The sequence below is a fragment of the Vagococcus fessus genome, assembly GCF_003987565.1.
In the GTDB taxonomy this organism is placed as follows: domain Bacteria; phylum Bacillota; class Bacilli; order Lactobacillales; family Vagococcaceae; genus Vagococcus_D; species Vagococcus_D fessus.
On record NZ_NGJY01000001.1, the window covers coordinates 688,455 to 701,667 of the forward strand.

Annotated in this window: 11 protein-coding genes; 1 reads left to right on the forward strand and 10 read right to left on the reverse strand. The window is 34.8% G+C overall.

What is annotated here, in order from left to right; all coding sequences use genetic code 11:
* Positions 1–33 precede the first annotated feature (33 nt).
* Together murC and CBF31_RS03390 are read right to left on the reverse strand one after the other, a co-directional pair.
* On the reverse strand, positions 34–1,368 hold the full coding sequence (gene murC / locus CBF31_RS03385; protein WP_126830960.1) for a UDP-N-acetylmuramate--L-alanine ligase: 1,335 nt from the start codon (positions 1,366–1,368) through the stop codon (positions 34–36).
* Positions 1,369–1,490: 122 nt separating this feature from the next.
* Positions 1,491–2,411, reverse strand: coding sequence for a hypothetical protein (locus CBF31_RS03390; protein ID WP_126830961.1), 921 nt, complete (start codon positions 2,409–2,411; stop codon positions 1,491–1,493).
* Between the two features lie 145 nt (positions 2,412–2,556).
* Here CBF31_RS03390 and CBF31_RS03395 point away from each other — a divergent pair, with 145 nt between their 5' ends.
* Positions 2,557–3,387: a Cof-type HAD-IIB family hydrolase gene (locus tag CBF31_RS03395; RefSeq protein ID WP_126830962.1), complete on the forward strand. Its 831-nt coding sequence runs from the start codon at positions 2,557–2,559 to the stop codon at positions 3,385–3,387.
* 8 nt (positions 3,388–3,395) lie between these two features.
* Here CBF31_RS03395 and CBF31_RS03400 read toward each other — a convergent pair whose 3' ends face one another.
* The 8 genes from CBF31_RS03400 to alr all read right to left on the reverse strand — a co-directional run bounded on the left by CBF31_RS03400 (position 3,396) and on the right by alr (position 13,141).
* Positions 3,396–3,905 (reverse strand): GNAT family N-acetyltransferase, encoded by a 510-nt coding sequence (locus CBF31_RS03400; RefSeq protein WP_126830963.1) that lies wholly within the window; start codon positions 3,903–3,905, stop codon positions 3,396–3,398.
* A gap of 65 nt (positions 3,906–3,970) precedes the next feature.
* The gene (gene alaS / locus CBF31_RS03405) at positions 3,971–6,610 is read right to left on the reverse strand and encodes an alanine--tRNA ligase (protein WP_126830964.1); all 2,640 of its coding nucleotides are present in this window, start codon (positions 6,608–6,610) and stop codon (positions 3,971–3,973) included.
* 327 nt (positions 6,611–6,937) lie between these two features.
* Entirely contained in the window at positions 6,938–7,876 is a 939-nt protein-coding gene (locus tag CBF31_RS03410) for a DUF7278 family profilin-like fold-containing protein (RefSeq protein WP_126830965.1), read from the reverse strand.
* A gap of 14 nt (positions 7,877–7,890) precedes the next feature.
* Positions 7,891–8,823 (reverse strand): alpha/beta hydrolase, encoded by a 933-nt coding sequence (locus tag CBF31_RS03415; protein ID WP_211330809.1) that lies wholly within the window; start codon positions 8,821–8,823, stop codon positions 7,891–7,893.
* A gap of 242 nt (positions 8,824–9,065) precedes the next feature.
* Positions 9,066–10,460, reverse strand: a complete 1,395-nt coding sequence (locus tag CBF31_RS03420) for a DEAD/DEAH box helicase (RefSeq protein WP_170167862.1) — start codon at positions 10,458–10,460, stop codon at positions 9,066–9,068.
* A gap of 32 nt (positions 10,461–10,492) precedes the next feature.
* Positions 10,493–11,434 carry an AEC family transporter gene (locus CBF31_RS03425; protein ID WP_126830967.1) on the reverse strand — a complete coding sequence of 314 codons (942 nt, stop codon included), beginning with the start codon at positions 11,432–11,434 and terminating at the stop codon, positions 10,493–10,495.
* Positions 11,435–11,535: 101 nt separating this feature from the next.
* Positions 11,536–11,982: a class Ib ribonucleoside-diphosphate reductase assembly flavoprotein NrdI gene (gene nrdI, locus CBF31_RS03430; RefSeq protein WP_211330815.1), complete on the reverse strand. Its 447-nt coding sequence runs from the start codon at positions 11,980–11,982 to the stop codon at positions 11,536–11,538.
* Between the two features lie 28 nt (positions 11,983–12,010).
* A complete protein-coding gene (gene alr, locus CBF31_RS03435; protein WP_126830969.1) occupies positions 12,011–13,141 on the reverse strand; it encodes an alanine racemase in 1,131 nt (376 codons plus the stop codon).
* Between the last annotated feature and the right edge of the window lie 72 nt (positions 13,142–13,213).

Genomic DNA, 13,213 nt, shown 5'->3' on the forward strand with positions numbered 1-13,213 from the left:
AAAAAGACAGCCGTTTTGTGGCTGTCTTTAGGATTACATAATATTTTTACGTGTTGTTCCAAGTAACGTTTCATAAGAGCGTTGGAATTTTTGGACATCCCCTGCACCCATGAATACAACAACGGCATCATGGAAGTCTAATAAAGGAGAAACATTGTCCTCAGAAATGACTGAACCACCTTTGGTAATCTTGTTACCTAAGTCTTCAATCTTCACATCCCCTACTTCTTCACGAGCTGAACCGAAGATATCACATAGATAAATATGATCTGCTAAATCTAAAGCTTCACCAAATTCATCTAATAATGCTACAGTACGTGTGAAAGTATGCGGTTGGAATACAGCAATCACTTCTTTTTCTGGATACTTTTGACGCGCAGCATCGATTGTCGCACGAATCTCAGCAGGATGATGAGCATAATCATCTACAATAATCATATCATCTACTTTTTTCTCACTGAAACGACGTTTTACGCCACCGAATGTTACTAACTCAGTCGCTACTTTAGTCATATCTTGTCCTTCTAAGTGGGCAATCGCAATAACACCTAATGCATTATAGACATTGTGCATGCCGAAAGCTGGTACTATAAAACGACCGATTGTTTCATCTTTATAAACCACATCAAATTCTGAACCTGTGGTAGTACGTTCGATGTTTTTAGCTTGAAAATCATCATTATCTTTTGTTCCATAATAATAAATAGGAGCATCTGTTTTTAATTTTCTTAATTGTTCATCATCACCGAAAGCAACGATGCCTTTTTTAACTTGACTTCCAAATGTTTGGAACGCATCAAAAACATCATCGATACTCTTATAGTAATCTGGGTGATCAAAGTCAACATTTGTAATAATAGCATAATCTGGTGAATACGCTAAGAAATGACGACGATATTCACAAGCTTCAAATGCAAAGTATTTAGCATCCATGACGCCATGACCTGTCCCATCACCAATCAAATAACTCGTTGGTTGGATACCACTAAAAACATGTGCCAACATTCCAGTTGTACTAGTTTTCCCATGTGACCCTGTCACTGCAATACTAGTAAAGTTTTTGATGAAGTCTCCTAAGAAACGGTGGTAACGGACTACTTGAAGACCTTTTTTCAAAGCTTCTTGAATTTCACGGTGACTATCTTCAAAAGCATTCCCTGCAATTATAATCATATTCTCTTTAATATTATGTTCATCGAAAGGAAGAATTGAAACTCCTGCTTTTTCTAACTCACGTTGTGTGAAACAGTATTTTTCAATATCAGAGCCTTGCACTTGATAACCTTTTTCATGAAGAATTAATGCCAAAGCACTCATACCGGCACCTTTAATTCCAACGAAATGATAGATTGGTTCTTGCGTTTTCATAAAAAGCCTCTTTTCTGGTTTTAAAATTACTTGTAACTCATTTTCTATTAGCATTGTTTATTATCATATATATTCAGAAAGATTTCAATAAAAAACATTCAGTTGATTCTATTATTTGAAAATTAAAGATCAAAATACTGTGATTTTTTATTTGAGGCTAACTGTTCTTCTATAATACTACCCAGTCCTCTATCCAAACGAGATGTTTTCATTTCTTTTTGTTTTTTCTTAGTGATAGCCGGCAAATCAACATCACCTTTTCTACTCAATTTTTTAAATTCTTGACGTGTTAATGGGATTTCTTCTGCTTTTTCATCATCAGAAATCGGTTCAGAAATAATTGGTACCTCATCAAATATACCTGGGATATCTGATAAAAAATCACTAGTTGCGGTATTTTCAATGATAACATTATCTGACTCCTTATAAATGGTTGTCGCTTCTAAATCAAATGACATATAACTTGAAGTCGGCTTTTTTAAACGTTCTAATATTTCTTTGGATTCTATTTTTTCTATACTCTCTTTAGGAGTGTGCTTAGCTATTTGACTAGGAATTTTACGTGGAACAAAATGATGTCTTCTAACCGGTCTATCCTGTTCTTCCTCACTGTAGCTTGGTATTTTACTATTTTTTATTTCTAATTTTTCTTCCATAATTTCTGCTTGAAAATTTGGTTTATGGTGAGAATGACCCACTTTTTTCTTTTCTTCAAAACTAGAATGATGGTCATTATAAAAAATCGGTTTTTTCATCTCTATAATTGGTTTTTCCATAGGTGGACCTTGATACGAGAAATCAAATTTTTCTGAAGTTTCCTTCTGTAACATCACTAAATCATCATCTAGGTTTACATCTTCTTTATCAGACATTACCCCTTCAGTAACAGTTGAACTTTTACTTATACTCTCATCTATGTTAACATCAAATGACTCTTGATTTTGAAATAGATGACGGGAATTTTCCTCTGGTAATTTGACAGGTTCTGCATCATCAAATAAAGGGAATCTAAACTTTTCTCTTTTCTCTTCAAATCTATCCATAAATTATCAGTCCTTCTATTATCTATCACCAATAGTGTATCATATTTTCAAAGGTTTCTGAATACTTCTAGTATTTTTAAATGAAATCTTATATTATTAATTAAACGAGAGTTAAAAACAAAAAAATAAAGATAAGGATGAGTTCATGTATAAACTTTTAGTCACAGACGTAGATGAAACACTTATTACATCTGAAGGTAACATATCAGATAAAAACATAGAATATTTGAACAATTTAGATGATTTTGGAATAAAAATCATCATCGCATCAGGTAGACGATTCGAAGATTTTCAAACTATCCTAAAAAAACTTAATCTAGACGATAAAGAAAACAATTACTCTATTTCGTTCAATGGCGGCGTTACCACAGAAAATAAAAATAATCGTATTATCAATCAAACCAATTTAAATGACGCTTATGTTAAACAACTTTTTGAAATAGGACGTGAGTTGGACGTCTTGATTCATGTCTTCAGTCTTTCCCACATTTATACCTATCGTATGAATCAAAGTGAACATGACTTCTTAGATGACCCAGAAAAGTTAACACTTATAGACGATCTTAACCATACCCCTTTCACAGATGATATTATTCTAAAAGTAAACTTCCAAAGTGATGATATGTCGAAATTACAAGCTATTGAAGCCTCTCTACCTGAGGAATTAAAGCAACAACTCGATATTAATTACTCATCTGCACGTTACTTAGAATTTAACCCTCTTGGTGTTAATAAAGGACGTGCTTTAAAAGAATTAAGTGAAGAACTTGGAATTAAACCAGAAGAAATCATTGCAATTGGTGATAATATGAATGACCGTACAATGATAGATTTTGCAGGTACTGGTATCGCTGTTGCCAATGCGGTCCCTGAGTTAAAAGAAAAAGCCGATTACATTTGTACAAACGACCATAATAATAGTGCCGTAGCGGAAGCTATTGAGCATTTCATTCTAAAAAAAGCTAGAACGGCCTAAACGCCATTCTAGTTTTTTAATTTTTTATCAAGACCAATACGAGGTAAACCTCCACTTAACATCAAGTCCCCGATATACTGATAGCCACTTTTGGCCAAAAGGTGTTGCATTCCTAAATTATCTTTATGTGTATCGACACGCATAATCATTCGCCCTTTTTCTAGTGCCATCTTTTCAGCATATGCTATCAACTCATATGAAAGCCCCTTAGCAGGATAATCCTTATTTACAGCTAAACGATGTATGACACCATAGTCTCCCTCATAACGCCACGCTCCTCCTTCTACAGTTAGGTAGTCATCCTCTTCAATTAACGTCATAACAATGACACCGTATATATCATCACTATCGCAAGCTACGTAACATTGTTCCTTAAGAATATCATCCTTAATAACGGCCTCATTCGGGTAGCCATCTTGCCACTGGTCAATTCCTAATGCTTTAAAATAATCAGTCCCTTGGTCAAATATGTGTTGAATTTTTTGACCGTCTTTATATGTTGCCAATCTAAATTCCATACCTATCTCCCTTTCCTTAGAAAAAAATTCTGTCAGTCTTTCGGCTGACAGAATTCTTACTTTGATTATTTAGTTAAATAAGTTGTTACTTCAGCTAGAGCGTCTTTAATGCCTGCTGGGTTTTTACCACCCGCTTGAGCCATATCTGGACGCCCACCGCCACCGCCACCTACAAGTGGTGCGATTGCTTTAATTAAATCTCCCGCTTTGAAACCTTTTTCGTTAGCTGCTTTAGACATAGCCACTAATAAATTAGCTTTCTCACCTTGAGCTGTTCCTAAAACTAAAACATCAGATAATTCTTTTTGTTTCCATTGGTCAGCTAATTGACGTAATTGGTTCATATCTTTAACTGTCACTTCAGCCGTGATATACGTTACCCCATTTGCTTCTTTTACTTCTTTGAAAACATCTCCTGCTTGTTGGCTTGCTAATTTCGCACTTAAGCTATCGTTTTCTTTTTGTAACTCTTTTAATTGTTTTTGTAATTGCTCTACTTTATTCGGTACTTCTTTTAATTGAGGTGCTTTAACTAGACCTGCAATTTGTTTTAAGAAGCCTTCTTCTTCGCATAACACATCGTAAGCCTCTTTACTTGTAACAGCTTCGATACGACGAACGCCTGCTCCGATACCTGATTCAGATAAAATCTTGAATACGCCAATATCAGATGTATTTGTAACATGAGTTCCCCCACATAATTCAATTGAGTAGCCACCGATATTTACAACACGGACTTCTTTGCCGTATTTCTCACCGAATAATGCCATAGCCCCCATCTCTTTTGCCGTTTCAACATCTGTTTCAACTGTTTCGACAACTAAAGCTTCCCAAATTTTTTCATTTACAATTTGTTCCATTTGAGCTAACTCTTCAGCTGTTACTTGCCCAAAATGAGTAAAGTCAAAACGTAAATGTTCTGGCGTTACAAGTGAACCTGCTTGATTAGCATGATCGCCTAACACATCTTTAAGAGCACGGTGTAATAAATGAGTTGCTGTATGGTTTTTAAGAACTTTAATACGACGGTTACGGTCTACTTTTAACACATACGCTTGACCTTTTTTAAGTTCAGCTGTTACTTCAACTTTATGAAGAGCTTGACCATTTGGTGCTTTTTGAACATCTGATACAGTCGCTACGATATCTCCAGCTTCAGTTGTAATCACACCTGTGTCATATGTTTGTCCACCCATTTCTGCGTAGAATGGTGTTTCATTGAAAATTAATTGTGCTTCACCTGTTGCTACTGACTCTACTACTGCATCATTTGCAATGATAACTGATAATGTTCCAGTCGCATCTGTTTTATCATAACCGATGAATGTACTTTCTTCTTTAATATCTGTTAATAAAGCAGATTGAACATTCATAGATTGATCAGTATTACGAGCTGAACGAGCACGTTCACGTTGTGCTTCCATCTCTTTTTCAAAACCAGCATGGTCTACTGTAAGACCTGCTTCTTCAGCGATTTCTTCTGTTAATTCAACAGGGAAACCAAATGTATCGTAAAGTTTGAAGATATCTTTACCAGCTAATTCTGATTTGTTGTCAGCTTTTAATTTTTCAATTAAGTCAGTTAAAATTTGTAAACCATCATTGATTGTTTCGTGGAAACGTTCTTCTTCTGTTTTGATAACTTTTTGAATGAAGTCCATTTTTTCTGTTACTTCTGGGTAATATGATGACATAATATCCGCTACTACTGGTACTAATTGGTACATAAATGGTTTGTGGATACCTAATTTTTTACCATGCATAACAGAACGACGTAATAAACGACGTAACACATAGCCACGACCTTCATTAGACGGTAAAGCACCATCACCAATCGCAAAAGCTACAGCACGTGTGTGGTCAGCGATTACTTTAAATGACGTATCAACTGCACCGTCTTTACCATATTTTTGACCATCGCTTAATTTAGATGTTGCTTCAATGATTGGAACAAATAAATCTGTTTCAAAGTTAGTTGGCGCATCTTGAATAATTGAAAGCATACGCTCAAGACCCATACCCGTATCAATGTTTTTGTTAGGTAGTGGCTCATATGTATCTTCTAATGTGTGGTTAAATTCTGAGAATACTAAGTTCCAAATCTCTAAGTAACGTTCATTTTCGCCACCAGGATAGTTTTCTGGATCATCTTCAGCAACATCATTAAATTCTTCTCCACGGTCATAGAAAATTTCTGAGTTAGGACCACATGGACCAGCACCGATATCCCAGAAGTTTTCTTTTACATCTACAACACGGTCTGTTGATAAGCCTACTTCTTCTTCCCAAATACGACGCGCTTCTTTATCTTCTGGATAAACTGTAACGTATAATTTTTCAACGTCAAATCCAATCCATTTTTCGTCTGTTAAGAATTCCCAAGCCCAGTGGATTGCTTCTTTCTTTTGGTAATCCCCAATTGAGAAGTTTCCTAGCATTTCAAACATAGTATGATGACGTGCTGTACGTCCAACATTTTCAATATCATTTGTACGGATACTCTTTTGAGCATTTACAATTCTTGGGTTTTCAGGAACAACTGACCCGTCAAAATATTTTTTAAGTGTAGCGACACCTGAGTTAATCCATAATAAAGTAGGATCATTAACTGGAACTAATGACGCACTTGGCTCTACTGTATGTCCTTTTGTTTTGAAGAAGTCTAAATACATTTGACGAACTTGACTACTTGATAATTTTTTCATTGTTTTCTTCCTTCCTTTTATAAAAGCATTTTAAATAACAAAAAAACACCATGCAAAACAAGGACGACTGCTGCGCGGTACCACCTTGTTTGCAATGATGTTTGACTTTCATTACCTCTTAAGCCCGATAACGCAGGGACACGTGACAATTTCTTGCCAATCTATCAAAGGGAGCATCTTACAAGTGTTTTGACTTTTCTCTCAGCAATTACAAAAAGTTCTCTGAACAAAACTGACTCAAAAACATATCCTTTTCCTTTAAAAATTATAAGCAATAAATCTAAAAAAGTCAATTTTAACTTACTACTTTAATACGATTTGCCTTGATTAATGTTGCAATAAGATACACTTACGGTAAGCAATCTCTTCTGGCTTCAAGACAGACTGCGGTGTTATATTATGAGGAACTCTATAACTGGCACTTTCCCATTCACCAGCCGTTACAATTTGTTTTTGAACCTCTACTTGGTCTGTAAGAATTGGGACATCATCAGGAACTAATTGAACCGATAAATCTGGTAATAGTCCTTCATTATCTAACACCATTACATTTTGATCCGAATGACTCGTTCCTGGAAGTCCGATAGTTGGAAAAAATAAATATTCAAAATTATCCTCAGGCAACAATTGTATATTATAACCACACAAATCCATTAACAACTCACCATAGGTCAATTCTTTAATTTTATAAATAGCATAGTAGTCCGGATTAACATTATTTTGCTTAGCTAACCACTCTTCATTTAAACGCATAACTTTTGGATACTCCCAATTTAAAGCCTCTTCAATACTCTGTGGGTGAATCAAACTTTCTTCGATACGAGAGCAAATACTGTCAGCATTGGGCGTATTTCCATTGTACTTTCCAGTTACCGTGTTATAGCTTCCATCTAATTTAGCACCTGGCCTATCGTTTTCGCAACAGACTAACATGGGTACAATATCCGTCAAACGTCTTGGACTAAATTGTGAATCATCTCTATATTCACTTAACTCAATAAGTGTTTCTGATTCACTACTACGTTCTCTTAACTTTCCAAGTGTCACACCTCGTTGCCCTGGAACAAAGACAAAATCTTGCTTATCTAATCGAATAACCAAAGTTTTTAACTGTCTGTTGGGTAGCAAAACGTTAGATACTCTAACAGAGTCTACATTGACAATTGGTGAGATAAAGGCTGAGATAACATCATCATAAAGAGATAACATCTGTTCATTTGATAGCATTGTCCAATTCTCTTGCTGAAGATAATCATAGTAGTTCATCTGTACAACACTCCTTATTTAATATAGTCTGCTAAAAAGTTTGATACCATTTTTTGATACTTCCCTGGATCTTGTGTAAAGGCTTCTGCGTGTTTTGCTCCTTTAACAATGACTAATTCCTTTGGACCTTTTGTCGCTTCATATAATGGATAAACCATTTTTGTCGGTACAAAATCGTCTTTGTCACCGTGGATAAATAACATTGGTAATTTATTTTTCTCTAATTGTTTCACAGCACTGGCTTCTTTGAAATCATAACCTGCACGTAGTTTTGAATACTGTGACGTGATTGGAATTAGCGGGAATGATGGCAAGCCAAACATTTCACCCAATTGATGTTTTAATTCATTTTCAACTGTATCATACCCACAATCTTCAATAATTGCTTTAACGTTATCAGGTAACTTTTCTCCCGAAACCATCATAACCGTTGATGCTCCCATACTAATCCCATATAATGCAATATCAACATTATCGTTATAAGCATCTGTCATTTGCTTAATCCAATTTAAATAATCTAAACGGTCAGGCCAACCAAATCCAATATACTCTCCCTCACTATTACCATGAGCACGAGCGTCTGGAACTAAAACATCATAGCCCATCTCATAGAACATTTTAGCATAATCTTTCATATGCATGCCATCACTTGTGTAACCATGTGCTACAATCGCTAACTTAGCTGTCCCTTCTTGCTTCTGTTTAAAATGAGTCGCTTTTAACATTAGGCCATCTTTCGTTTTTTGAGTCAATGTTTCTGGCTTCTCATCAGCGAATTCCCAAGAATCGTAGCCTTTAGACTTTCCACCACTAGCAGCTTCTGCACTAATAAAGTCCTTATCTCCTCTAACAATAGCATAATTAAACAAATAATTAACGCCCCAACCTAACCCACCTAAAACAAGTACAACAATCGTTACAATACCAATAATAACTTTTACCTTCATATAAATACCCTCATTCATTCTTTTTAAATTATTAACCCTACCTATTATAGCAATAAATTTTGAAAATCAAACTATTAAGATTTGAACTTTACGTCTAAAAAGATGGATTTATTAGACTCAAAACAACAAAAAGTACGATATATTCGTTGTTTCTTGTAAAATAAAAACAATTACTTTTAATTCATCTACTTAAATCTTAAGAAAAAAAGTTGTTTTATGCTAGGCATAAAACAACTTTTAAATTATTTACGTTTTGTTTTCTTTGATTTTTTCATTGCACGAGCTTGAGCACGACGTTCAATCTTACGTGTCTTTTGCTCTTTCTCAGCAATAACCCAACCAATTTTTTTCTTATAAGCTGGTTTAATTTTCTTTTTCTTCTTCTTAACTAAACCAATCATTTCGATGTCTAATTCTTTCTTAGTGCGGTCACGTTTCGTACGACGGTTACGGTCATAACCATCTACTACTTCTTTACCTTTAATTTCTTTAGGTGTGAAATGAATGCCTAATTTTTCTAAATCATTAATTGCACGTTCATCACTTGGATCATAAAGTGTAATTGCAGTTCCTTGCATACCATTACGTCCAGTACGACCCACACGGTGAATGAAGAAATCTAAGTCATTAGGAATTTCAGCATTGATAACATGAGAAACACCTTCAATATCAATCCCACGAGCTGCTAAATCTGTAGCAACAACATATTGGAATTCAAGATTTTGAACTTGCTTCATCACACGTTTACGTTCACGAGGTAAAATATCACCATGAATTTTTGCAACTTTCAGCCCTTGAGCTTTTAAGTAATTCGCAATATCATCAACATTTTGTTTAGTATTAGCAAATACAATAGCAAGGTACGGTTGACCAACAGTTAAAATTTGGTGAACCAATTGATTTGTATTTTTACCCTTAGTTGAAATTAACCAGTTATCAATAGAATCAGAGATAATTGATTTTGGTTTGATATGTTCGATTACAGGATTTTCCATGTATTTTTTAAGGAAAGGCTTCAAGTTTGTTGGAATAGTTGCAGAGAAAACTAACATTTGTAAGTTTCCAGGTAAACTTGATGCTATCTTATCAACATCTTCTAAGAATCCTAAATCAAGAGTCATATCCGCTTCATCGACAACAAAAGCTGTCGCAGTATGCGTACCTAACGCTTTTTCATTCATCAAATCAAGAACACGACCTGGTGTTCCAATTGCAATATGCGGTTGTTGATTTTGTAATTTAGAGATTTGACGTTTTTTATCAGTTCCCCCAACATAACGACCGACACGAATTTCTTCGTCACTATGTTCAGCTAATTGAACAGCTGCTTCATAAATTTGATTAGCTAACTCACGACTTGGCGCGGTTACAAGTACTTGTACCTCATCTTTTGATGGGTCAATCTTATCCATTAATGGTAATAAGAATGTATGTGTTTTTCCTGAACCTGTTTGTGATTGGCCTACAACGCTACGGCCTTTCTTTATAACAGGTATTAATGTTTCTTGGACTTCAGTGGGTGTAACAAACCCTTTATCCTTTAAAGCTTCTTCTAAATAAGCTTTTAAATTAAATTGTTTAAATGTTCCCAAAATGGTCACCTCTTCCTCTTCTATAAAATATCTGCACTGTAGCATTATAGCACAGAATAACAGCTATATCTAAGATTTTAGTGAACTATCGCGATTAGTATCGGAATAATGAAGAGATACAAGATAAAGGTATAGGCTTGTGTTGTCGTTGCAAATTCAGCATCTGCCCCATATCTTTCCGCTAAAACTGGCATTGTATTTTGAGCCGGCATCGCTGATTGAATAATAAAAACTTTTAGCATCATGTCTGGGACATGAATAAACCAAGATAATACAATCACAACTAAGGGTGATATTAAATAACGACCAAGCAATACGCCGAATGTATCTTTTGTCATGCGAAGATTTTTAATCCCTGTTTGATAAATAATCATTCCGATAACAAACATCGAAATCGGTGTTGTTAAATTACTTAAATGTGTTGCAAATTTAGTTAAAACAGGAATTTCTGGTATGCCGAGTAACATCCAAATCAAGCCTATAATAAAGCCTAACATAGCCGGTGATAACAATAATTTAATAACTCCTAAAGGATCCATCTTGACTTGCTCAATAGTCGGGTCTTGGCTATCGCCAGAAATTAAATAAATCCCGACTGTCCAAAAGAATGTTGTATTACAAATATAATAAAGTAACACATACGGCACAGATACCTCTCCAAAAATAGCCAAATTAATTGGCAACCCCATAAATATGGTATTCGATGCGGTAAACATTGTTTTAAAGACACCACGTCTTGTGATTTCAACATTAGTTAAACGTGCATAGACCCAACTAATCCCAAATGTAATAATAATAGAAAGTGCTGGTAATAACATCCCTTTGAATAAACTTAAAAACTCATCTCTAGTAAATCGTTCAATAATATTTAAAAACATATTAAAGGGTAAAGCTATCGTCAAAACAAGATTTGAGAACACCCCCATCAAGTTTTTATCAAACATACCTTTCCACGATAAAATATAGCCCATCAGAACAAGTGCAAATACAACCATAATGTTTAAATACGACTCTAACATCAAATTCCTTCTTTCATTTTGTAATCTATCTCACAAGTATAACATTTAACGAACGAAAAAAAACTTGTAAAATGCTCTGACGAACATTTTACAAGTTTCTATTATACTACATATTTAACTAAATTTTCATACACTCTTTCAACATCTGTTGGTGTGCCCCTTAACTCGAAGTCATCTACCATCGGAACATCAAAACGTTCTGCATATTGTTTGGCTGTTAAACAATATTGCCAGTTGAAGTTTTTATTCCCACTGCCCACTACTCCAAGACATTTTTGACGATTATCTTTAAACTCAATAAACTCACTTAATGTATTCGTCATTATTTCATTTGTTCCATTCTCTGCACCATTTCCTCCATCTAAATATGTAGGAACAAAAGCAAAGAAAGGTTCTAGCATCTCTTCGAATAAACTATCATCTGTAATTTCTTTAAACGTCACTAATGGTTTAGACGCATCCTCTTCATGCTTTGTCGTAGCGTATTCACTTAATTTTTTAACAAAAGCACGAGTATTTCCTGATATTGAAAAGAATAAAATCTGAATTGACATCATCTGACCCCTTTAACTTAATTTAATCACACTCGTTAACATAAACAAGCGGTACTCTTTCTGATAAGACACATGGTATTTCATAATTAATAGTTCCAATATACTCTGCTGCATCTTGGAATGAGATGTTGTTCCCTTTTTCATCATCACCAAAAATAATAACTTTAGTTCCTACTGGATAAGACTTCGGTAACTTAATCATACATTGGTCCATGCAGACTCTACCCACTATGGGACAACGATTTCCATCTACCAACACTTTAAAACCTTGGAAATTTCTAGTAAAGCCATCTGCATATCCTATAGGCAATGTTCCAATCCATTCCTCAGTTTCTGTATAGTATGTCGCACCATAACTTATACCTTCTTCAGCTTCTAATTTTTTTACCTGAACAAGTTCTGTTTCTAATGTCATAGCCTGTTTTAATTCATAAGGGGGTGTCAGTTCTCTTCCCGAAGGATTCAAACCATACATTGCCGCACCAAAACGTACTAAATTAGACTGCCAATGGTCATGCCAAAGTGCTGTCGCAGAATTACTTGTATGAACATAACGCACCTCTTTAGGAAATAAGCTCAGCGCTTTTGAAAAGCGAGCTTGTTGCAACTTAAAATAACTTTTATCTGAAGAATCAGCTTTTGAAAAATGAGTGAATATGCCTTCTAAATCAAATTCTGGATGTGCCTCTATTATCTCTAAAAAGTGATTTATTTCTTCATCTGAACGTAACCCTACACGTCCCATACCACTATCTATTTTTGCATGTATTTTTAATTTACTTTTGTTATCACTAGGCCAGTTTTTTATAGCTGCTTCTAACCATTCAGTACTTATAGCAGCACAAGTTAAGTTTTCTTTTAATAAATAACCAATATGAAGCGGATCAATCATCCCTAACACTAAAATAGGTTCTGTTATTCCAGCACTTCTTAATTCAAGTGCTTCATCTAATATTGCAACACAAAAACCTGTCGCTCCAGCTTGTTTAGCAATATTAGCTACTTCAACAGCTCCATGACCGTATCCATTTGCCTTTACTACTGCAAAAAGCTCTGTTTCTTTATTCAGTCTTTCTTTTTCAGTCTGTACATTATGAAAAATCGCTTTACAATCAATTTTCGCCTTTGTAGGTCTTAAATACCCTGCTGTCATATCAAAATCCTCCTTAAAATTTAGAGCAAACTATTTCAATTATTATAACAAAGAAAGCCATTTTCTTAATTA

Bases quoted from the DNA above. Each gene is read 5' to 3' on its own strand.
- murC (WP_126830960.1), bottom strand. From the start codon at position 1,368: ATGAAAACGCAAGAACCAATCTATCATTTCGTTGGAATTAAAGGTGCC.
- CBF31_RS03390 (WP_126830961.1), bottom strand. From the start codon at position 2,411: ATGGATAGATTTGAAGAGAAAAGAGAAAAGTTTAGATTCCCTTTATTT.
- CBF31_RS03395 (WP_126830962.1), top strand. From the start codon at position 2,557: ATGTATAAACTTTTAGTCACAGACGTAGATGAAACACTTATTACATCT.
- CBF31_RS03400 (WP_126830963.1), bottom strand. From the start codon at position 3,905: ATGGAATTTAGATTGGCAACATATAAAGACGGTCAAAAAATTCAACAC.
- alaS (WP_126830964.1), bottom strand. From the start codon at position 6,610: ATGAAAAAATTATCAAGTAGTCAAGTTCGTCAAATGTATTTAGACTTC.
- CBF31_RS03410 (WP_126830965.1), bottom strand. From the start codon at position 7,876: ATGAACTACTATGATTATCTTCAGCAAGAGAATTGGACAATGCTATCA.
- CBF31_RS03415 (WP_211330809.1), bottom strand. From the start codon at position 8,823: ATGAAGGTAAAAGTTATTATTGGTATTGTAACGATTGTTGTACTTGTT.
- CBF31_RS03420 (WP_170167862.1), bottom strand. From the start codon at position 10,460: ATGCTACAGTGCAGATATTTTATAGAAGAGGAAGAGGTGACCATTTTG.
- CBF31_RS03425 (WP_126830967.1), bottom strand. From the start codon at position 11,434: ATGTTAGAGTCGTATTTAAACATTATGGTTGTATTTGCACTTGTTCTG.
- alr (WP_126830969.1), bottom strand. From the start codon at position 13,141: ATGACAGCAGGGTATTTAAGACCTACAAAGGCGAAAATTGATTGTAAA.